Raw genomic sequence first — 22,019 nt, forward strand, 5'->3', positions numbered from 1 at the left:
ACTTTGTGGCAAGGAAATTGATGATGATCTAATCTCCACTGATGCAAAAGATCTCCTATTCTCGGCATCGCTTTCCCTCTGACATCATTCAACATGCAGTTTGGCTGTATGCCCGATTTTCGCTGAGCTATCGAGATGTTGAGGATCTGCTCGCAGAAAGAGGTTTAGATATCTCCTACGAAACAGTAAGGCGCTGGTTTTAGAAATTCGGTGCTCCTATTGCGCGAAATCTGAGATCTTCCCGCCCTACTCCCAATGATATTTGGCATTTAGATGAAATGGTCGTCGTTATTCGAGGAAGACGGTATTTCCTGTGGCGTGCCGTCGATAGTGAAGGCGAAGTCCTGGATTTCCTCGTACAATCCAGGCGAAACACCAAAGCTGCTTTGAAAATAATGCGGAAATTACTGAAGAAGCAAGGCTTTGCGCCAACGCAAATCGTCACAGATAAGCTGAAATCATATCATAAAGCATTTCGAACTCTGGGCCTGAGCGCCGAGCATATTGACAACAAACGATCAAATAATCGAGCGGAAAACTCTCATCTTCCGGTCCGTCAAAGAGAGCGAAAAATGCAAAAGTTTAAGTCATCGGGATCCACTCAAAAATTTCTCAATATTCATTCAGCGACTTACAATAGCTTCTACCTTCAACGTCACCTTATAAACCGATCTCATTTAAAGCAAAGGCGTGCTGAAGCATTCAGCGTTTGGGCAACTACAAGCAAGGCTGCCTAAATATATCCACTGAGGGTTCACCGCGACTATCGCAAGTTAATGTGACAACGCCCCGAAAAGATATGATAGAGAGCTCCCAACCAAACCCCTCCAAAAACACACTTTCATTATTTTTTCGTTGACAGAGACCAAAGAATTAGTAGAAGATTTTCCCCATTCACACCTCATATTGTGTGCAAGCTACATCTGAGCCAAGGAGGGCCCTGACGATGGAAGCGGTTTAACCGCTGACGTTGGAGCCCCGGCCTCTATCGCCAGCATTATGAAATGCACGGGAATGGAGGCCATTATGGCTAGAAGTAAAAAATTAGCTAAGTCACAAGCTGTTGTGACAAGCAAGCTCCACAATCAAGTCGTTGGAAACAATCTGCACGTCTCAATTTGGATAGAGCACGTGTCGATTGATGAGCTAAGGCCTTACCAAAATAACCCGCGCAAACACTCTAATAAGCAAATCCGGAAGCTCAAAAGAAGTATCCGCGAGTACGGGTTTATCATCCCGGTCCTGGCAGACAGAGATGGTACGATTATTTCGGGACATGCAAGAGTGCTTGCTGCCCTCGAACTCTGCCTTAAGAAACTACCTGTCATTTTTGCAGATCACTTGACGCCATTTCAGGTCAAGGGCTTTCGCCTCTTAGACAATCGCTTATCCGAAGAAGCGTTGTGGAATCGCGAACGTCTCAAAATTGAATTTGCGGAATTCCTTGAGGCCGGCATCGACTTGGAGTCAACAGGATTTGATATTCCGGAGATTGATTTCACTTTTGAAACCGTAGAGCATTCCGCTGACAATACACAAGATGATGAGATTCCGCAGCCCGATCTAAAAAACCCTCCCGTTTCCCAGCTCGGCGACTTATGGCTTTGCGGGGGCCACAGGGTACTTTGCGGAGATGCCCTCAACGAAGCATGTTACCTGCATCTGTTGGGCGACGAATTTGCCCGGCAGGTGATTACAGACCCTCCCTACAATGTGAAAGTAAAGGGCCATATAAGGGTTTCGGAGAAAGGAGACCACAAAGAGTTTATAATGGCATCTGGTGAAATGTCAGATACAGAATTCACCAAATTCTTAACCGATGCAATTATCAATCTTACCGAGTCCAGCCAGGATGGCTCAGTCCATTACATTTTTATGGATTGGCGGCATTTATCGCAGCTACAGGCCGTTTGTGATCGTTTATACACAGAGCAACTCAACCTCTGTGTCTGGGTCAAAAACAATGGGGGAATGGGCTCTTTCTATCGGTCGCAACATGAGCTCGTTCTCGTCTGCAAAAACGGAACGGCAACGCATCTCAACAATATTCAGCTCGGAAAATACGGCCGTAATCGCACAAACGTCTGGGAATATACCGGTGCAAACAGCTTCGGGCCAGACCGGCAGGAAAATCTCGATTTGCACCCAACGGTCAAACCCGTTGCCATGATCGCCGATGCGATCCTCGATAGCTCGGCGCCCGGCGACATTATCCTCGATCCGTTCCTCGGAAGCGGCACCCTGATCATTGCCGCCGAAAAAACCGGCCGCAAAGGCCGGGGCATGGAGCTCGATCCCCATTATGTGGATGTTGCGATCAAGCGTTGGCAGGATTTTACGGGACAACAGGCCATTCATGCCGAGCTGGGACTGACCTTCGATCAGATCAAGGACCAGGGCCGCTCAGGCCTCAAGCTCTTGCCACCCCCTTCAACTTTCTTGACGGAAGGAGGGCAAAGCCATGAGTGATGAAGATATCGGTTATAAAAAGCCTCCCAAAAAGCACCAGTTCAAGCCCGGTCAGTCCGGCAACAAGAAAGGCCGCCCGAAGGGCACGAAGAACCTCAAGACGGACCTGATGGAAGAGCTTGCGGAAATGATCACGATTAAGGAGGGCGGCAAGGCAAAAAAGATATCCAAGCAACGGGCGATGCTTAAAAGCCTGGCGGTAAAAGCCGTACAGGGCGACCTGCGCGCCTCAAATACCTTACTCACCATGACAATTAAACTTTTGACCGATGAAGGAGAATTACCTGACGAACAAGAACTGACGGCAACGGATAAAGCCGTTCTAGATGCATACGCAAAGAAATTTATTTCCAAAACTGAATTTACGGAGGCTTCCGATGAAGACTGATATTCAAGCTGTTTACGCAATTTACAGAACCATCTTCAAAGATTTTTGCCTCAAGTTGTTTGAGCTTTTTGAAGGTGAGCAATGTATGGGGAACTGGCATATTGACTGCATGGCCTACCTCTTGGAGGGCTGTGTTACACGCGATATAAAGAGGTTGATGATTGCCATTGGCCCGCGCTATTTGAAATCCTTCTGCGCGTCAATTGCCCTCCCGATCTGGATTTTGGGAAATAATCCAAAAGCGAAGATTATCTGCGTGAGCTATTCTGACGGGCTTGCCGCCGACTTCTCCGCAAAGAGACGTAAGCTTCTGGAAGATCCCTTTATCAAAAAGCTGTTTCCAAAGCTCAAGATCAGCAAGATGAAGAATACGGAAAAAAGCATTTTTACGACCGAAGGTGGAGGCATTTATACGACATCGGTCGGTGGCACGCTCACGGGGTTTGGTTGTGACTATCTGATTATCGATGATCCGATCAAACCAAATGAAGCCATGTCGGAGGCGGAACGAAAGAAGGTGAACGACTGGTACCATCACACCGCGTTCACCCGCTTGAACAACAAGAATACCGGCTGCGTAATCATCATCTCCCAACGCGTACATTGCGATGATCTCATCGGTCACCTATTGGAATTGGAAGAAGATGAGTGGTGCTATCTCGATATTCCGGCAATTGAGATTGAAACGATTTCATATCAAGTCGGAGATGATGCGTGGTATGAGCGCAAAGCAGGAGAACCCTTGCATGCAGAGCGGGAAAGCCTGGCAATTCTGGAGGGAATAAAAAAGTCGGTTGGAAGTTATATTTTTGAAACCCAGTATCAACAGAACCCTGCACCCCCGGGTGGTGCTTTATTCAAGAAAAAATGGTTGCGCCGGTATCCCAATGCCGTCTCTTCGGAAAAGTTTGACAGTATCGTTGACAGTTGGGATACCGCCGCCGGAACCGGCCCGAACAACGCCTATTCCTGCTGCACGACCTGGGGTATCCGTGGCGGAAGATATTTCCTGCTGGACTGTCGAAGATTTAAGCTCGAATATCCGGAACTGCTGAAAACGATAGTTGAGCTGGCGAAAGCTCGTAATGCGAATGCCGTGCTTGTAGAGCATGCCTCAAGTGGTATTCAGGTATATCAAAATCTGCAACATACAAACCTGAAAGTGATTCCAATAAAGCCGACTGGAGATAAAGAAAGTCGCGCCACCATGACCACTAATACCGTCGAGGCCGGCAAGGTATTCCTGCCGGAGAAGGCGGACTGGTTGCAAGCCTTTGAGCATGAAATACTGAGTTTTCCCGGAAGCAAGTATGCGGATCAAGTTGACTCTATGACGCAGTTTCTGCTTTGGGCGAGGGAATCCCCCATTCCTGATCTGAACGTAAAAGTCTCTCAAATCTCAATGGGTGGACATGAGATTATCTATCAAGACAACTACTTTGCCCGCACGGGAATAGGTGTTTTCGATAATCTATTTTAGACTGGACTTCCGGAACGAACAGAGCGTCACTGTAATCATGCCGTGACGCTCCTTTTATACCCCGCCTCACCGCATGCCCGACGTTCGACCCTGTTTCGAGCCGGGCTTTCCTCAGTGCAAGCTCCGGCATCGGCCGGAGCAACATCACGGAGGGTAATATGACAGCAACAAAGAAAGAGCGACAGGCAGAGACAGTCAAAGCAATCACTGACAACACGGCAGAATCTTCACAAGCAATGACAAGGTCTGCCAAAGCGGCCGACAAACCGGCGTCCTTTTCCCGAATACGGAAGCCAATAAAGGCTCCACCTAAAAAGCCGGAGATCATCCTCAGGCTTCTCAAACGTTCAAAAGGCGCGCGGATGCAGGATCTGCAGAAGGCGACAGGATGGCAGGCCCATAGTATCCGGGCTGCGCTGACGGGGTTACGCAAACAGGGCGTGCGAATTGATCATTCTCGAACCCCTTCTGGAAAGACAATATATAAAGCCGTTGAGGGTTGAGGCGATGGCAAACGTAACTACGGACGACCAACCTTCCCGGAAAAACCTTATCGACGCCTGGATCAAGGCTTATGGCGGACCGCCGCCCAAAGGGCTGAGCACCCGGCTTCTTCTCTATGCCTGTCACTACAACCGTCAGGCAAAGGATTTTGGTGGTTTAAAGAAATCAACCCTTCGCCAACTTCGGCGATATGTACCTGCACCACCGGGGACGACCACCAATAATTCACGGGCACCGGTCGCTTTAAAGCCTGGTACCGGTAGCCGACTGGTTCGGGAATGGCGGGGAAAAACCCATATGGTTGACATTGTAGAAAATGGCTTTGTCTATGAAGGAAAATCCTACCGGTCGTTATCTGCTATCGCCCGGACCATTACCGGAGCTCGCTGGTCCGGTCCGCGTTTCTTCGGACTGTGAGGAACTGCTATGCAACGCTGTGCCATCTATACCCGCAAGTCGACCGAGGATGGGTTGGAGCAGGATTTTAATTCCCTGCAGGCCCAGCGGGAGGCCTGTGAAGCCTATATCAAGAGCCAGCGTCATGAGGGCTGGAAACTGGTCCGAACCGCTTTTGATGATGGCGGCTTCTCGGGCGGCACCATGGACCGCCCTGCCCTTACAAAACTGCTGGCGGCTGTTGAGCGGCATGAGGTGGATATCATTGTTGTCTATAAGGTGGACCGCCTCACCCGGTCGCTTGCTGACTTCTCAAAGATCATAGAGAAACTCGATCAACATGATGTTTCCTTTGTCTCGGTGACGCAAGCCTTCAATACCACCTCCTCCATGGGCCGGCTGACATTGAATGTGCTTCTCTCCTTTGCCCAGTTCGAACGGGAAGTGACCGCAGAACGCATCCGGGACAAGATTGCTGCCTCCAAGAAGAAAGGCATGTGGATGGGCGGCAACCTGCCGCTCGGGTATGACGTTGTGGATCGCAAGCTGGTGATCAATGAAAAGGAGGCGACAATAGTCCGACAGCTGTTTAACCTTTATATCGAGCTCGGGACGGTCCGGCTTTTAAAAGCAGAGGCAGATCGCCTTGGTATCAGGACCAAGAGGATTATCCGAAAGGATGGATCTGTTGCAGGCGGCAAGCCCCTATTGCGCGGCAATCTGTATCGGTTGCTGTCAAACCCGCTATATGTTGGATTGATCTCGCATAAAGGAGATACCTGGCCCGGGATGCATAAAGCCATCATCGATCAGGAAACCTGGGATCAGGTTCAGCAGATGATGAGCGGTAACCGCCGGGAGCGATCTTCGCCAACAAATATGAAAGCGCCGTTTCTGCTGACGGGGCTGGTCTTCGATGAAGCGGGAGAACCGCTCTATCAAGCCCAGGCCAGCAAACAGGGCAAGCGGTATCGCTATTATATCTCGAAACAGTTGGCGCAGGATGAGGAACCGGATGCCGGTGGATGGCGTCTGCCAGCGTCGACACTTGAAGAGACTATCCTCAATCCCGTTCGGGAACTGCTTTGCAATCAGAACCGATTAATTGACGTCCTTCATCTCCAAGACCACAGCCTGCCTGACTTGCAAGTGATAAACGAACAGGCCATCGCGCTGGCCGAAAAGATCATGAGCGACGATACCGTTTCACGGAAGGGCTTGTTAAAGGCGTTCATCCATCGGGTTGAGCTCAGATCAGATTCAATCTCTATTGACCTGAGCCGAGAGGCTTTGGCCAGGCTATTGCAAATCAAAATGCTCGATGGCCAGAACGAAGATCGCAACGTCCTCACTCTCAAAATAGACATTAAATTGCAGCGTAAGGGTGTCGAGGCAAAGTTGGTTATTGCCGGCGCGATGAAAGTCCGTCAGCCTGATCCGGATCTCTGTCGCTTGATTGCCAAGGCCAGGCATTGGTTTGATCAATTGGCTTCACGAGAGGCAAAGTCTGTTCAGGAAATTGCCTCTCGTGAACATGTATTCGTTACCGAGATTAGCAGGGTTCTTCCGCTGGCATTTTTGTCGCCGGAAATCGTTGAAGACATATTGGCCGGCCGGCATCCGGAATCCTTGACGGTGAGGCGGCTTCAACGCCTACGCTCCCTCGCATTTGACTGGAAAGCTCAGCGAACGCAGCTCGGATATCCAGCCTGACTCCATCAAAAATATCAATGGATTGGACACGGAAAGTGGCCTGTAGAGACGAAGGGGGATTTGCGGTCTCATGGAGCCACTCCAAGCGTCTCTGAGATCAGCGGATAATCCCGAAGCCCCCGGTTCTGCGGGGTTCAGGGGCGAACCTCGATTGGACCAAGGTTCGCCTCTGAATGAGTGGTGGAGCGCACAACACATGAACTCGCAACCAGCCGGTTTTTAACCCTTTGAATTCATTAAATGAATCACAGACGTCTTGGGTAGTCCCTACTAGTTCGTAAAAAACTTCGGAATTTCAGGGAAAATTGTTATTGCAGGGTTTTTAGAGATATAAACTGGTCATCGTTTCGCAACAACTCAACCGCATCATATCTCTAAAAACCCTGCAATAACAAGGTATTAGTGGTGGGCAGTACGACACACAAAACCGCAACCAGACCGTTTTTAACCCATTGAATTCATTAAGTGAATCTCAGAGGCCTTGATCAGTCTCTGCCAGTTCGTCAAATCTATCGAATATTCAGGGAGAATTGCTATCACAGGGTTTTTAGAGACACAAACTGGTCGCCATTTCGCAGCAATCCAACTGCATCGTATTTCAAAAAAACCCTGTGATAACAAGGCGTTAGTGGTGGGCCCGGTAGGACTTGAACCTACGACCAGTCCGTTATGAGCGGACGGCTCTAACCAGCTGAGCTACAGGCCCGAATTGTTTTTCGCAACCGAAAAAAGGACGCGAACGGCCTTTCATTCGTGACTATTTAGCCTGTTCAACAAAGGGACGCAATTGGCGAATTTAAATTACCGCCAATTTTTATCCCATTTGCTGTGCATGGGTCAGGTATCGAGAAAACTTCTCAGTTTGCGCGACCGGCTCGGATGCTTGAGCTTCCGGAGGGCCTTGGCTTCAATCTGGCGAATACGCTCTCGGGTGACCGAGAACTGCTGGCCCACCTCTTCCAATGTATGGTCTGTATTCATGCCGATGCCGAACCGCATACGCAACACGCGCTCCTCCCGCGGAGTAAGCGACGCCAGAACACGAGTCGTTGTTTCACGTAAATTCGATTGAATTGCCGCATCCAAAGGCTGCACTGCGTTTTCGTCCTGAATGAAATCGCCAAGGTGGCTGTCTTCCTCATCCCCGATCGGCGTTTCAAGGCTGATCGGTTCCTTCGCGATCTTCATGACCTTGCGCACTTTTTCAAGCGGCATACCCAGCTTGACCGCCAGCTCTTCAGGTGTGGGCTCGCGACCAATCTCATGAAGCATCTGGCGCGACGTCCGGACAAGCTTGTTGATTGTCTCAATCATATGCACTGGAATGCGGATTGTCCGCGCCTGATCCGCGATCGACCGTGTGATGGCCTGACGGATCCACCATGTCGCATAGGTCGAAAATTTATACCCCCGGCGATATTCGAACTTATCCACGGCCTTCATGAGGCCGATATTCCCCTCCTGAATAAGGTCGAGGAATTGCAGGCCACGGTTCGTATATTTCTTGGCAATCGAGATCACGAGACGGAGGTTGGCCTCCACCATTTCCTTTTTCGCCCGGCTCGCTTCACGCTCCCCTTGCTGCACCGTGCTGACAATCCGGCGGAATTCATTCATGGGCATGCCGAACTCGGAACTGATTTTGATAATCTCGCTCCGAATTTCGCCAATTCCTTCATTTTCGTTGGCGACAAAATCTTTCCAGCCCTTGGCTTTCATAACGCCCATCTTGTCAACCCAGCCGGGGTCCAGCTCGCTGCCGAAATAGTTTTCGAGAAAACTTGCGCGCGAGACTTTGTGCCGTTCAGCGAGCCGTAGCAGTTTACCTTCGAGGCTCATGAGGCGGCGATTGATACCGTATAGCTGGTCAACCAATGCCTCGATCCGGTTGTTTGTCAAATGCACATCATCCATCAGCTTGACCAGTTCAAGCTTCAGCTTTTCGTACTTCTTCTCCTGCGCATTCGAGACAGCCTCATTTTCCAGCGCGGCCGTCAGCCGCAGTTCCTGCATTTTATGAAGTTTCTTATATGTCTTTGCAATTTCGTCGAAACGTTCGAACACTTCCGGTTTCAGTGTCTCTTCCAGCGCGGCGAGGGACATTGTGTTGTCTTCCGCGTCGTCGTCATCGTCATCATCTTCTTTACGACTACGGCCTTCTTCACCCTCTTCGTCGTCGGAATCCTCATCTTTATCTTCCTCGGAATCCGAGTCTGAATCGTCGTCATCGTCATCGTCATCGTCATCGTCATCGCTAAGGCCAGCAGCGGGAAGTTCGTCATCCTCGCTGTCTTCACTAAAGCCTTCCTGAAGCGCCTTTTCCGCTGCCGCGCCCGCGCCATAGGTGGCATCAAGATCGATAACATCCCGCAGCAGCAGCTTTTCCTGAAGCATCAGTTCACGCCAGTTCAGAATGGCGCGGATCGTCAACGGACTTTCGCATATAGCCCCGATCAGCTTGCCACGACCGGCCTCAATCCGTTTCGCAATGGCAATCTCACCCTCGCGCGACAAAAGCTCAACCGTGCCCATCTCGCGCAGATACATCCGGACAGGATCATCCGTCCGGTCACCCGCGGTCGACGCTGGTTTTTCCGGTGTTTCCTTTACCTTCTTTTCTTCAACTTCGTCGTCACCATCTTCATCATTGTCATCTGATTGATCGACGGGGGCATCGTCATTGCCTTCTTCGTCATTTTCGACAACATTAATCCCCATTTCCGACAACAGAGACATCGTGTCCTCAATCTGTTCGGACGACATCTGATCTTGCGGAAGGACGGCGTTCAGCTCATCAAAGGTCACATAACCCTTGTCCTTCGCCTTCGCGAGCATCTTCTTGACGGCTGCCTGGGAAGCATCAATTAGCGGGCTATCGGGGCTTTCATCGCTCTGATCCGACGTATCGACGGCTTCCGCACTTTTTGTCGCCATAAATTTTAACTCCTGAAGGTTTCCATCGTTACGACCCGCGTCGCGGGAAATATTGGATTAAGTCTGTTTAAACGCTCTTGTTTCGCCCGGACGCCAGCCCGAAGCCTTCAATATCGGCTTCGTTCCCGGCCGCCGCATCCAGTGCTTGTTTTGCCATTTTAAGTCGGTCGAGATTTTCTGTGGTCGCATTTTCACCGAGTTGACGCTCCGCTGCTTCCAGATCCTTTTGCAATGCCTCCACCTTATGGCGAGCCACAATATGCAGCCACGCGTTCAATGCATCTTCATACGCCGCGGCGGGATCAACGAACCAGTCCAATGACTTGGTTGTCGGCCCTTGCAACCCCTTTACTTGCTCAGACAATTTACGTTTAGCTAGATGGTGCGCCATGTCCGTATAGTCAAGGGATGATTCGACTGTCGCAATATCTATTATCGCACGCCGTAATCTGTCAAGTTGAGGACTAGAGAGATGGAGTGACGCCAGCGTGTCATAGTGATTTTCCATTATCTCCGGGTGGTTTACCACGGTTAGAAGGATCAATTCTTCTCGCCGGCCAACGGCGGGTGCGACAGCGGTGCGATGGGAAGATTTGCGTAAAAATCGCGAATCACTTCCTTGATTCGCGAATCGTGCGAATCGATTTCGTTCGCCAGCGCCGCGTGACCCCTGCCGGGGCGTTTGCCCTTTTGACCGAAACGCCTGCCAAAGGCGTTCCTTGAAAAAAGCACGATAGTGGGTCTGCACAGCCGGATCGCGCATCTCATCACACAGGCTATAAAGCGCCTTTTCAAGTGCCGCTTTTCGTTCTGGTGTATCTACCGGACGGTCCGCCACTTCCTTACGCCAGAGTATTTCGGAAAGCGGTTGGGCATTGTCAAGAATCTGGGACATGGCCCCGGCCCCTTCCTTCCGGATCAGATCATCAGGGTCCACGCCCTCCGGCAACAGAGCAAATCGCAAAGAATAGCCTGGTCTAAGCAACGGCAATGCCCGCTCCGAAGTCCGAAGCGCGGCGCGCCAGCCTGCCGTATCCCCATCTAGACAAAGGATTGGTTCAGGGGCCATCTGCCATAAAACCTGCAACTGGTCTTCCGTAATAGCCGTGCCGAGCGGCGCAACGGATTGCGAGAAACCCGCATCGCTGAGCGCAATAACATCCATATATCCTTCGGCCACGATAACCGTGCCGGTATCAAACGCCTTTTGGCGCGCAGTGGCCATATTGTAAAGCACATGCCCCTTATGAAACAGGGGGGTCTCAGGCGAGTTGAGATATTTTGCCGGCGCATCCCCCAGCGCCCGGCCGCCAAACGCAATAATCCGACCCCGGCGATCCGTGATCGGAAACATCAAGCGATCGCGGAAGCGGTCATAGCTCTCCCGGCCCTCATCCGGCTTGATGATCAACCCACCTTCGATGAGTGTCCCTTCGCTTACCCCGCGTGCAATCAACGCTTCTTTCAAAGCTGTCCGACTGTTTGGCGCGAAGCCCAGACGAAAGGAAGAAACCGCTTCTTCGGAGACCTGCCGGCGACCGAGATATTGCCGTGCCACGGCTCCGGCCTGGCTGGCAAGTTGCGCCGTAAACCATTTACCGGCGAGCTCCATGGCCTCATGCAAGGTCGCAGCGCGCTGTTGTCGCGCCTTCTCTTCAGGCCGCTCGACCGGCATCGGCAGCCCGGCAACTGCGGCCAAGCGTTCAACTGCTTCGGGAAAGGAAACACCCTCGGTCTGTTTGACAAACTCAATAAGGTCACCGTTGGCGCCGCAGCCAAAACAATGGTAGAAACCCTTCTCCTCATTTACGGTGAAGGACGGTGTCTTCTCATTGTGGAAGGGACAGAGACCGGAATATTCACGGCCCTTTTTTGTAAGCTTGGTTCGTCGCCCAACCACTTCCGCAAGGCCGACGCGGCTTTTAAGCTCTTCCATGAATTGCGGCGGAAAGGCCATTCCTGCGTCCAACCTTATAATTTTTTTTAACCGGTTAATATGAAAACCGACAATTCCTGCAAATTTATGCCCCGAGCGTTTCCTTAACGATAGCGCTCGCTTTTGAAAAGTCCATCTGCCCGGCATGACGATTTTTAAGCTCAGCCATCGTCCTTCCCATATCTTTCAGGCCTTTCGCCTCGATATCAGCGATAACTTTTTCCACTGCCGCGCGGGTTTCCGCTTCATCGAATTGCTTTGGCAGATAATCGGAAATAATATCAATTTCCTCCTGCTCCGACGCAGCTAGGTCGACGCGCCCGCCTTTCTCGTAAGCGGCAATAGAGTCTTTGCGCTGGCGAACCATGGTGGTCAACATCTGGAGAATCTCGTCATCGGTGATTCCCTCTTCGGCACCTTTATCGCGGGCCGCGAGATCCCGATCCTGAAGAGTAGCAATGATCAGACGAAGCGTTGAAGTACGGCGCTTATCCTTTGATTTCATTGCCTCTTTTAGCGACTCTTTAATTTTACTTCGTAACATCGATATCCGAATCTGTAATGAAGAAAGGCGCCATACTAACTGAAACCACAGTTGATAGCAAACCAATTATTCTTTCTAAGTCATTGAAATTAAAGGGTTATTTTTATGTCGAAAAACTTGACGCGCAGGATCAAACTGCTTATGTTGCTGCGCAATATTCAGCTATCAGGCCAGAGAATTTTCGGCTCAGCGGAACTGCCGCAAGAGGGTCCCTTTTATCATGTCTTATGCAAACAACAATGGCGCAATTGACCTGAACAGCGAACGGACGGCAACGGCCGTGCTGGTCTTGGCCGATGGCACAGTGTTTCACGGCTTTGGCGTCGGGATTGAAGGAGAGACGATTGGGGAGGTTTGCTTCAACACGTCAATGACCGGATATCAGGAAAGTCTTACCGATCCTTCATTTGCCGGCCAGCTGATCACCTTCACTTTCCCGCATATTGGCAATGTCGGTTTCAATGACGAAGATATCGAGACTTCAGGCATCGCAGCGAACGGCCTGATCATTCGGGCAGACATCACGGACCCGGCAAACTGGCGGGCAATTGGTCCACTTGACGACTGGCTAAAATCCCGTGAACTCACTGGCATCTCCGGTGTCGATACCCGTCGCCTCACCCACTATATCCGCAAGTCCGGCGCGCCCAACGGTGTCATCGCCCACCGCAAGGATGGCAAGTTCGATATTGCCGCCTTGACCAAGAAGGCTGCGGAATGGCCGGGTCTGGAAGGCATGGACCTTGCCAAAGAAGTTTCATGCAAGACGGCCTATGAATGGACCGAGACGAGTTGGGATATCAAGACGGGCTACGGCAAGCAGGAGGCCCCGAAGCGGCACATCGTCGCTGTTGATTACGGCGTAAAGCATAATATCCTGCGCAGTCTTGCAGAGCTTGGCTGCCGCATCACCGTCGTCCCGGCAACCGCGACATATGATGAGATCAGGGCGCTCAAACCTGACGGGATTTTCCTTGCGAACGGCCCCGGCGATCCGGCCGCAACCGGTGAATATGCTGTGCCGGTCATCCGGGAATGCGTGGAAAGCGGCGTCCCCACTTTCGGCATTTGCCTCGGTCACCAGATGCTGGCGATCGCGCTTGGCGCGGAGACGATGAAAATGCATCAGGGACATCGCGGCGCCAACCAGCCAGTCAAAGACATGATCACCGGCAAGGTGGAGATCACGTCGCAAAACCATGGCTTCGTCGTCAAGCGAGAGAGCCTGCCCAGCGGCGTGACGGAAACCCATAAATCGCTGTTCGACGGCGTGGTTGAAGGGCTGGAGGTGGACGGCAAGCCGGTTTTCTCAGTGCAATACCATCCGGAAGCGAGCCCCGGTCCTCAGGATAGCCAATATCTCTTCAAACGGTTTATAGATCTGGTTGATAGCAAAAATGCCTAAACGTACTGATATTCAGTCCATCATGATCATCGGCGCCGGGCCCATCATTATCGGCCAGGCCTGCGAATTTGATTATTCCGGCACCCAGGCCTGCAAGGCGCTGAAGGAAGAAGGCTACCGGGTTATCCTGGTGAACTCCAATCCGGCGACGATTATGACAGACCCCGGCCTTGCCGACGCCACCTATGTGGAGCCGATCACCCCGGAATTTGTCGAGAAGATTATCGAGAAGGAACGCCCGGACGCAATCCTGCCGACTATGGGCGGGCAAACTGCGCTTAATACGGCTCTGGCGCTTGCTGAAAGCGGCGTGCTGGAACGGCTCGGCGTCCAGTTGATCGGTGCGAACCGGGAAGCTATCGCCAAGGCGGAAGACCGGGACCAGTTCCGTACGGCCATGCTGAAAATCGGCCTCGACATGCCGGTGAGCGCGGTTGCCCACACCATGGAAGAAGCCTGGAAGGTACTGGAGGAGGTCAAGCTCCCCTGCATCATCCGCCCGTCCTACACCCTCGGCGGCACCGGTGGCGGGATCGCCTATAACCGCGAAGAGTTCGAGGAAATTGTGACCGGCGGCCTTGATGCGTCCCCCACAACGGAAGTTCTGGTGGAGGAGAGCATTGTCGGCTGGAAAGAATATGAGATGGAAGTGGTCCGCGACAAGGCGGACAACTGCATCATCATATGCTCGATCGAGAATGTCGATCCGATGGGTGTTCATACAGGCGATTCCATCACTGTTGCACCGGCGCTTACCCTGACCGATAAGGAATATCAGGTCATGCGCAATGCCTCGATTGCCGTACTTCGGGAGATCGGGGTCGAGACAGGCGGCTCGAACGTCCAATTCGCCGTCAATCCGGAAAATGGCCGCTTGATCATTATCGAGATGAACCCGCGTGTGTCCCGCTCCAGTGCTCTGGCGTCCAAGGCAACCGGTTTTCCGATCGCAAAAATCGCAGCGAAGCTCGCCGTAGGTTATACACTGGATGAACTGGACAATGATATTACCGGCGTGACGCCCGCGTCGTTTGAACCGACCATCGATTATGTCGTCACCAAGATTCCTCGGTTCACATTCGAGAAATTCACCGGCGCAGAAGCCAAGCTCGGCACAGCGATGAAGTCTGTCGGCGAAGCCATGGCCATTGGCCGCACGTTTGCCGAAAGCCTGCAAAAGGCGCTCCGGTCGCTTGAAACCGGCCTGACCGGCCTCAATGAGCAGAATTTTGCCGGACCGGGTGAAAAGCGGGCGGACAAGCAACGCATCCAGTCAATTCTGGCGCAACCAACGCCTGAGCGTTTGCTTAACATCGCCCAAGCCTTTCGCGAAGGGCTCACACTTGAAGAAATTCAATATGCCAGCAAATACGAGCCATGGTTTCTGGCACAGATACAGTCCATTGTCGAAATGGAGAATGCGGTCCGCGAAGGCGGAATCCCTACGACAAAGGGCGGCCTGCTCACTCTGAAATCGATGGGTTTCAGCGATGCTCGTCTTGCCGAACTCGCCGGAACGCGAGAAGAGCATGTAATTGCCGCCCGGCAGAAGTTCGGAATAGAACCTGTTTACAAACGGATCGATACATGCGCCGGCGAATTCCCATCCCAGACCCCTTATATGTATTCCACCTATGAGGGGAATGAATGGGACGACGCGGTCTGCGAGGCAGACCCAACAGAGGCGAAAAAGGTTATTATTCTCGGCGGCGGTCCTAACCGCATTGGTCAGGGTATCGAGTTTGACTACTGCTGTGTTCACGCAGCTTATGCTCTGTCCGAGGCGGGCTACGAGACAATCATGGTCAATTGCAATCCGGAAACAGTCTCGACCGACTATGACACATCGGACCGGCTGTATTTCGAGCCTTTAACCGTTGAAGACACACTCGCCGTTATCCGTAAAGAGCAATCAAACGGGACACTTCATGGTGTCATTGTCCAATTTGGTGGCCAGACACCGCTCAAGCTGGCTGCGGGCCTAGAAGCAGCAGGCGTTCCCATCCTCGGTACCACCCCCGATGCAATCGACCTTGCGGAAGATCGTGAGAGGTTCCAGCAGCTTCTTCATAAGCTCGGCCTTAAACAACCGGAGAATGGGATTGCGCGTTCGGTTTCAGAAGCTTTTGCAGTAGCAGAAAGAATTGGCTATCCGGTCGTTGTCCGCCCGTCTTATGTGCTGGGTGGCCGTGGCATGGAAATTGTCCGGGATGGGGAGTCCCTGGATCGCTACATGCGCGAAGCGGTGATCGTTTCCGGAGACGACCCTGTTCTGGTCGATGGATATCTTCAGAATGCGATCGAAGTCGATGTAGATTGCCTGAGCGACGGCAAGACCGTCTTCGTCGCTGGCATTATGGAGCATATCGAAGAAGCCGGAATCCATTCCGGTGACAGCGCCTGCTCTTTGCCGCCGCATACCCTTCCGGCAAATACAATTGAAGAAATTATGCGCCAGACAGAAGCCATGGCACTGGCCCTTAATGTTGTCGGGCTGATGAATGTACAGTTCGCTGTTAAAGGCGACGTCATCTATATTCTGGAGGTCAATCCGCGCGCCAGCCGTACTGTCCCCTTCGTTGCAAAAAGCATCAACTATCCAATCGCGAAGATCGCCGCACGGGTTATGGCGGGAGAAAGTCTGGCATCTTTTGATTTGGAATATCGCACGCTCAACCATGTGACGGTTAAAGAAGCTGTCTTTCCTTTCTCTCGCTTTCCGGGAGTTGATGTTGTGCTGGGCCCAGAAATGCGCTCGACTGGCGAAGTCATGGGAATTGACAGGGATTTCGGAGCGGCTTTCCTGAAATCTCAAATCGCGGCGGGCGTCCGCCTTCCGACATCCGGAACTGTCTTTGTCTCCGTCAAGGATCTTGACAAAGCCCCGATTAAGGATGCGGTCTCGAAGCTGATTGATCTTGGCTTCAATATTGTTTCCACCGGCGGAACCGCAAAATATCTGAGCGATCAAGGCTTAACTGTCACACGCGTCAACAAGGTCATGGAGGGGCGTCCGAATATTGTTGATACGATGAAGAATGGCGATATCGCGATGGTCTTCAACACGACCGAGGGAACGCAGGCACTCCGGGACAGCTATGATATCCGCCATACGGCGCTCGTCATGAAAACCCCCTACTCGACAACCGTCGCCGGGGCCTATGCAACTGTGCAGGCGATTGAGAAAATTCTTACTGGAACACTTGAAGTTAATTCCCTTCAATCATATTCTTAATACCTTGACACTGCCTTGAAGAGCCTTTAGTCAAGGCGGCTTTGTGACTGGCATGAGCCGAAATTTTTTGCGAAAACGTAATCGAGATTTCTGATGGAAAGACTACCAATAACAGCGACGGGATATGCGCGGCTCGAAAAAGAGCTAAAAGAACTGAAATCGACGGCGCGTCCGGCGGTCATTCAGGCGATCTCTACAGCACGCGAGCATGGAGACCTCTCGGAAAACGCCGAATATCATGCCGCAAAAGAGCAGCAATCTCATATAGAAGGTCGCATAGCCGAACTTGCCGATAAACTTGGTCGTGCGGAGATTATCGATGTGTCCTCTATTTCCGGGCGCCAGATCAAGTTTGGCGCTACGATCCTGCTGGCTGACGAAGACACGGATGAAGAGACGAGCTATCAGATTGTCGGGGAAGACGAGAGCAATATTGAAGAAGGGCGCCTTTCCATAACGGCGCCGCTTGCCCGCGCACTGATTGGCAAGGAACAAGGCGACAGTGTTGAGGTTATGACCCCCGGAGGGTCCAAAGCCTATGAAGTGATTGAAGTGAACTACGTCGGCTGACCAGCTCGCCGGTTAATCTGAACCCATGGCATATTCTGCCATGGGCATTCTTATTCAATATCAATCAGAATTGGCGCGGATCATCTTCATCCGAATGGTCTGTCGGTTGTGGTGTCACCGTTAAAACGGTCACTCCGTCCGGAGCATGGAACCGATGCCAGCAACCTTGCGGAACCACCGTCAACATCCCGCCCTTAAGAACAAGTACATCCTCCGAATTTCCAGACAGGATCGTCAATTCGGTTTCGCCTTTAAGGATATGTACCAGCTCATCCCCGCCGCGATGCCGCTCCCATTCACTGGTCCCGTCAAAACTACCTGTAAAAACAGCGCCGTTATTATATTCTTCAAGCCGGGCAAAGGTGTTCGCTGATTCTTCATCCGTTGTATAAGGGGTCCGTCCCGTTAACGGGGTAAGCTCGCTCAGCACTGCGTTGATATCGATGGATTTTGGCAAATTCTCCTCCCCTCGCAATAAAAGCGCGTCAGTATCTTGACCTGAAATCCTGCTTGCGCCCCATTAGTTGAATAATATTTACTTTGGGCTCATCTGCTTTAAGAAAAATTAGGAAATTATCACTATTTTACCATTCAAACTAACATGGTTAACCGGAAAGCAGAGTTAAATTTAAGCAGATGTCGAAATATTACAATTTCAGAAATCTGGATATTCTTTTTGTCGACGATAACAAGAATATGCACAGCCTGTTGAAGAGCCTTTTGCTCGCGATGAATGTCGTTAACTCGCGGGGGTGCTATACTTCGGAAGAATGCTTCGATTGTATGTTGGAAGAAGCTCCGGATATTGTCATTACCGATATGTCGCTTAATCCGGAAAATGGTATTGACCTTATCCGTCGCATACGTCAGGGAGAAAAGGGCGTGGATCGCTATACACCTATCCTGGTTCTCTCTGGACAAACTGCCTTGAAACATGTGATTACGGCGCGCGATGCTGGTGCGACGGAGTTTCTGGCAAAGCCTGTCTCAGTTGGCTCTCTGCATGACCGACTGGTCTGGATGATCGAGAATCCGCGCCCCTTTATCAAGGCGTCCACCTATATAGGCCCGGATCGTCGGCGTGCCATGCGCGGGTACGAAGGAATGGAACGGCGGCAGTGAGCATGAAACCTGAGACGGCGATCAGCAATTACATTAAGCGAAAAGGTACCCAATGACGAAAATTGTCAAGATGGAGGGGTATGAAATTCATCACCCGGTGTCCGATCTGAAGCAAAAGGCGAGCAAAGGTGAAGGTCTTTCGCTTAAGGAAATTGAAAAACGCGTGGCCAAAAAAATGGATGCGCTGGAGGCTGAGTTCCTCAAAGAAATCCCGCCTGTGATTGAGGCAATCGAAGACGCGCTCAGTTGCCTTGAAAAAGGAGAAGGCTCAACAATCGAGCAGAAAGAAATTTTCCGCCAAGGCCACGATCTGAAGGGCATGGGCGGCTCATTCGGTTATCCCATTATGGGAACAATTGGTTCGGGTATCTGTGAACTCACCCGCGAAGAGTTTGAAACAAAGAACTTAATGCTACCCCTTATCCGGGTTCATCTTGATCTTTTGATTTATGTGAACGCCAACCGGATTAAGGATGACACTGATCCGAAGGCCGCGCCGATTATTGCGGCGATTGAAAATGCTAAAGCCAGATAATCTTCACGGCGTCGTTATGCATCCGGAACTGGTGAAGTATAATTTAGGCCGAGCCGTCCGCCATCCGCATAGATAATTTGCCCGGTGACATATGAGCTGTCGTCGGAGGCAAGAAACAAAACAACCTTGGCAATCTCTTCAGGCGTCCCGGTCCTTCCCATAGGCGTCCGGGAGAGAACTCCGTGCCGCGCCGCCTCGTCCTCCATGACCTTTTCCAGCATTTCAGTTGCGATTGATCCGGGACCAACGCCGTTCACGCGAACACCTCTTTGTGCAAGCGCAACTCCCATTACTCTTGTAAGCTGGTTCAGTCCGCCTTTGGAAACATTGTAGGGTAGAATACTGGGGATGGTAAGAAGGGCATTCACCGACGACATATTAACGATGCTGCCGCCTTTTTCCTGCTCGACCATAACCTTGCCGGCAGCCTGGCTCAGAAGAAATGCCCCCTTGAGATTGACTCCCAGCACGGCATCATAATCCTCTTCCGATATTTCAAGCACATCGCCGGTTCGAAGAATGCCTGCATTGTTAACAAGAACATCGAGATGTCCCTGCTCCGCTACTACATCGGCGACAAGTTGAACGCAGGCCGCTTTTTTCGAGATATCGCACTTTTTCCCGATAGCCGAACTGCCGAGCTTTGCCGCAGCAGCCGCCGCCGCGTCACCATTTACATCGGCAAGATAAACAATTGCTCCTTCACGCACGAACAGCTCAGCGACTCCAAACCCAATACCCTGCGCTGCGCCAGTTACAATTGCGACTTTGTCTTTCAACCGCATTGAAGCCTCCCTTGTTTATTTTGCAGGATATCCCGCATTCGCCAGGACTTCCGTGATCTCCGTCAGAACTTCCGGATCATCAATGGTTGCCGGCGCATTGTAAGGCTCCCCATCAGCTATTTTTCGCATGACAGCGCGCAGTATTTTGCCGGAGCGTGTTTTGGGAAGGCGCTTTACCAAAAGGACAATCTTAAAGGCAGCAACCGGTCCGATTTTCTCCCGAACCAAGGCGACCAGTTCTTTCTGTATCTCCTCTTCCGGGCGGTTCACCCCGGCATTCACAACAACGAACCCTACTGGGACCTGACCCTTTAGCTTGTCCTGGACACCCATGACGGCACTTTCAGCGACATCGGGATGACCGGCGAGTACTTCTTCCATCCCACCAGTGGAAAGCCTATGGCCTGCGACATTAATGATATCGTCGGTTCGTGCCATGATGAAAAGATAGCCGTCTTCATCAATATAGCCAGCATCCCCGGTTTTGTAGTAGCCCGGAATATCCGCCATATAGGACCGAACAAAACCCTCATCATTTTGCCAAAGCGTCGGCAGAGATCCGGGCGGCAACGGCAATTTCACTGCAATTACACCAATGTCGCCGCGTGCCATCTCGGTCTTGCTATCCCGCTCGTCTATGATCCGGATATCGTAACCCGGCACCGGGAGGGTCGGGCTGCCAAGCTTCACCGGTTTCATCCCGTAGCCCATGCAGTTTGCGCCTATGGCCCAGCCCGTTTCCGTCTGCCACCAGTGATCGATAACAGGAACCTTGAGTTGATCCTGCGCCCAGATGATGGTGTCTGGATCGGCCCGCTCCCCCGCAAGAAACAGCGTGACGAAATTGCTAAGATCATAATCCGGGATAAGCTTGCCTTCTGGATCCTGCTGACGAATAGCACGAAAAGCCGTTGGCGCCGTAAATAGCGCCTTGACCTTGTGGTCCTGAATGACACGCCAGAACGCACCGGCATCCGGCGTACCAACCGGTTTTCCTTCATAAAGGATCGTCGTGCAGCCATGCAACAGAGGCGCATAGACAATATAAGAATGGCCTACGACCCAGCCAACATCAGATGCGGCCCAGAACACTTCCCCGGGGTTTATGTCATAGACATACTTCATCGACCAGCGAAGAGCGACGGCATGCCCGCCATTATCGCGAACGACCCCCTTTGGAATACCTGTTGTCCCGGAAGTATAGAGGATATAGAGTGGGTCCGTCGCGGCAACAGGAACGCAGGGAGCTGGCTCAGACGCTGCCACCAGCGCCTGCCAATCGCAATCCCGTTCCGATGACAATTCCGCCTCACATTCAGGACGTTGCAGGATGATACAGCTGGATGGTTTATGGGAGGAAAGATTGATCGCATCATCAATCAACGGCTTATAGGCAATGGTCCGGCCCGGTTCCAGCCCACAGGAAGCCGCAATAATCGCCACAGGCTTTGCGTCATCGATACGCGTCGCCAGTTCCTTCGGCGCAAATCCGCCGAAAACAACGGAGTGAATGGCCCCGATACGGGCACATGCAAGCATGGCGACCGCTGCCTCCGGCACCATCGGCATATAAATCAGGACCCTGTCGCCCTTTGTAATGCCGCGTGAGGCAAGTGCTCCGGCAAAGCGGGCAACAATATCCGTGAATTCGCGATAGGTAAATTTGACAACCTGGCCCGTCATCGGGCTGTCATAGATAAGCGCGTCCTGATCACCGCGCCCCTCTTCGACATGACGGTCGAGACAATTGTAGCAGGTGTTCATTTCCGCACCTTCGAACCAGCGATAGAAAGGCGGATTTTCCGAATTCAGGACACGGTCCCAGGGTTTACTCCAGCTTATGCCTTCAGCGGCCTTGGACCAAAATGTTTCCGGGTCTTGCAGTGATTGCTGATAGTCATTCTCATAGCTGGTCATATCCCATTTCCCTGACTGTTTCTTGCTTACTCATAGAAAAACAACGGCCCGCCCCTATTGTCAACAGAAACTGCCGGGACAAACTG

Annotated in this window: 17 protein-coding genes, 1 tRNA gene and 1 pseudogene; 12 read left to right on the forward strand and 7 right to left on the reverse strand. The window is 51.8% G+C overall.

Features of this window, described 5'->3' with window-relative positions; genetic code table 11:
- The first annotated feature begins 41 nt into the window (after nt 1–41).
- From AACZ19_RS03510 to AACZ19_RS03540, 7 genes and pseudogenes are all read left to right on the forward strand, one after another.
- Nucleotides 42–737 (forward strand): annotated as a pseudogene (locus tag AACZ19_RS03510) (IS6 family transposase).
- Between the two features lie 289 nt (nt 738–1,026).
- Complete coding sequence (locus tag AACZ19_RS03515; protein WP_339631180.1) at nt 1,027–2,469, forward strand: DNA methyltransferase; 1,443 nt, start codon at nt 1,027–1,029, stop codon at nt 2,467–2,469.
- Nucleotides 2,462–2,857: a DUF5681 domain-containing protein gene (locus AACZ19_RS03520; RefSeq protein ID WP_339631182.1), complete on the forward strand. Its 396-nt coding sequence runs from the start codon at nt 2,462–2,464 to the stop codon at nt 2,855–2,857. Before AACZ19_RS03515 ends, AACZ19_RS03520 begins: the two co-directional genes overlap by 8 nt.
- Complete coding sequence (gene terL / locus AACZ19_RS03525; protein WP_339631183.1) at nt 2,847–4,337, forward strand: phage terminase large subunit; 1,491 nt, start codon at nt 2,847–2,849, stop codon at nt 4,335–4,337. Before AACZ19_RS03520 ends, terL begins: the two co-directional genes overlap by 11 nt.
- Nucleotides 4,338–4,495: 158 nt before the next feature.
- The gene (locus AACZ19_RS03530; RefSeq protein ID WP_339631184.1) at nt 4,496–4,840 is read left to right on the forward strand and encodes a DUF3489 domain-containing protein; all 345 of its coding nucleotides are present in this window, start codon (nt 4,496–4,498) and stop codon (nt 4,838–4,840) included.
- A gap of 4 nt (nt 4,841–4,844) precedes the next feature.
- A complete protein-coding gene (locus tag AACZ19_RS03535; protein ID WP_339631186.1) occupies nt 4,845–5,258 on the forward strand; it encodes a DUF2924 domain-containing protein in 414 nt (137 codons plus the stop codon).
- A 9-nt stretch (nt 5,259–5,267) separates the two neighbouring features.
- Nucleotides 5,268–6,950, forward strand: coding sequence for a recombinase family protein (locus AACZ19_RS03540; RefSeq protein WP_339631187.1), 1,683 nt, complete (start codon nt 5,268–5,270; stop codon nt 6,948–6,950).
- A 629-nt stretch (nt 6,951–7,579) separates the two neighbouring features.
- Here the strand turns inward: AACZ19_RS03540 and AACZ19_RS03545 are convergent.
- The 4 genes from AACZ19_RS03545 to AACZ19_RS03560 form a co-directional block, all read right to left on the reverse strand.
- Nucleotides 7,580–7,656: transfer RNA gene (locus AACZ19_RS03545), tRNA-Ile, on the reverse strand.
- 131 nt (nt 7,657–7,787) lie between these two features.
- Nucleotides 7,788–9,884 carry an RNA polymerase sigma factor RpoD gene (gene rpoD, locus AACZ19_RS03550; protein ID WP_339631188.1) on the reverse strand — a complete coding sequence of 699 codons (2,097 nt, stop codon included), beginning with the start codon at nt 9,882–9,884 and terminating at the stop codon, nt 7,788–7,790.
- Between the two features lie 67 nt (nt 9,885–9,951).
- Nucleotides 9,952–11,841 carry a DNA primase gene (gene dnaG, locus AACZ19_RS03555; RefSeq protein WP_339631190.1) on the reverse strand — a complete coding sequence of 630 codons (1,890 nt, stop codon included), beginning with the start codon at nt 11,839–11,841 and terminating at the stop codon, nt 9,952–9,954.
- 64 nt (nt 11,842–11,905) lie between these two features.
- Nucleotides 11,906–12,364, reverse strand: a complete 459-nt coding sequence (locus tag AACZ19_RS03560) for a GatB/YqeY domain-containing protein (protein WP_339631192.1) — start codon at nt 12,362–12,364, stop codon at nt 11,906–11,908.
- 220 nt (nt 12,365–12,584) lie between these two features.
- On the opposite strand from AACZ19_RS03560, the gene carA reads away from it, so the two are divergent.
- From carA to greA, 3 genes are all read left to right on the forward strand, one after another.
- Nucleotides 12,585–13,769, forward strand: coding sequence for a glutamine-hydrolyzing carbamoyl-phosphate synthase small subunit (gene carA / locus AACZ19_RS03565; RefSeq protein ID WP_339631194.1), 1,185 nt, complete (start codon nt 12,585–12,587; stop codon nt 13,767–13,769).
- Entirely contained in the window at nt 13,762–17,004 is a 3,243-nt protein-coding gene (gene carB / locus AACZ19_RS03570; protein ID WP_339631196.1) for a carbamoyl-phosphate synthase large subunit, read from the forward strand. The genes carA and carB overlap by 8 nt, the downstream gene beginning before the upstream one ends.
- A 93-nt stretch (nt 17,005–17,097) precedes the next feature.
- Nucleotides 17,098–17,574, forward strand: a complete 477-nt coding sequence (gene greA / locus AACZ19_RS03575; protein ID WP_339631197.1) for a transcription elongation factor GreA — start codon at nt 17,098–17,100, stop codon at nt 17,572–17,574.
- A 64-nt stretch (nt 17,575–17,638) separates the two neighbouring features.
- On the opposite strand, the gene AACZ19_RS03580 is transcribed toward greA, so the two are convergent.
- Nucleotides 17,639–18,031 carry a cupin domain-containing protein gene (locus AACZ19_RS03580; RefSeq protein ID WP_339631198.1) on the reverse strand — a complete coding sequence of 131 codons (393 nt, stop codon included), beginning with the start codon at nt 18,029–18,031 and terminating at the stop codon, nt 17,639–17,641.
- 179 nt (nt 18,032–18,210) lie between these two features.
- On the opposite strand from AACZ19_RS03580, the gene AACZ19_RS03585 reads away from it, so the two are divergent.
- Both AACZ19_RS03585 and AACZ19_RS03590 read left to right on the forward strand, forming a co-directional pair.
- Nucleotides 18,211–18,696: a response regulator gene (locus tag AACZ19_RS03585; protein ID WP_339631199.1), complete on the forward strand. Its 486-nt coding sequence runs from the start codon at nt 18,211–18,213 to the stop codon at nt 18,694–18,696.
- Nucleotides 18,697–18,766: 70 nt separating this feature from the next.
- On the forward strand, nt 18,767–19,231 hold the full coding sequence (locus AACZ19_RS03590; RefSeq protein WP_339631200.1) for an Hpt domain-containing protein: 465 nt from the start codon (nt 18,767–18,769) through the stop codon (nt 19,229–19,231).
- Nucleotides 19,232–19,245: 14 nt separating this feature from the next.
- On the opposite strand, the gene AACZ19_RS03595 is transcribed toward AACZ19_RS03590, so the two are convergent.
- Both AACZ19_RS03595 and AACZ19_RS03600 read right to left on the reverse strand, forming a co-directional pair.
- Nucleotides 19,246–20,016, reverse strand: coding sequence for an SDR family oxidoreductase (locus AACZ19_RS03595; RefSeq protein WP_339631201.1), 771 nt, complete (start codon nt 20,014–20,016; stop codon nt 19,246–19,248).
- Nucleotides 20,017–20,031: 15 nt separating this feature from the next.
- Nucleotides 20,032–21,933: a propionyl-CoA synthetase gene (locus AACZ19_RS03600; RefSeq protein ID WP_339631203.1), complete on the reverse strand. Its 1,902-nt coding sequence runs from the start codon at nt 21,931–21,933 to the stop codon at nt 20,032–20,034.
- Nucleotides 21,934–22,019 lie beyond the last annotated feature (86 nt).

Source organism: uncultured Sneathiella sp., from assembly GCF_963973085.1.
Taxonomy (GTDB): Bacteria; Pseudomonadota; Alphaproteobacteria; order Sneathiellales; family Sneathiellaceae; genus Sneathiella.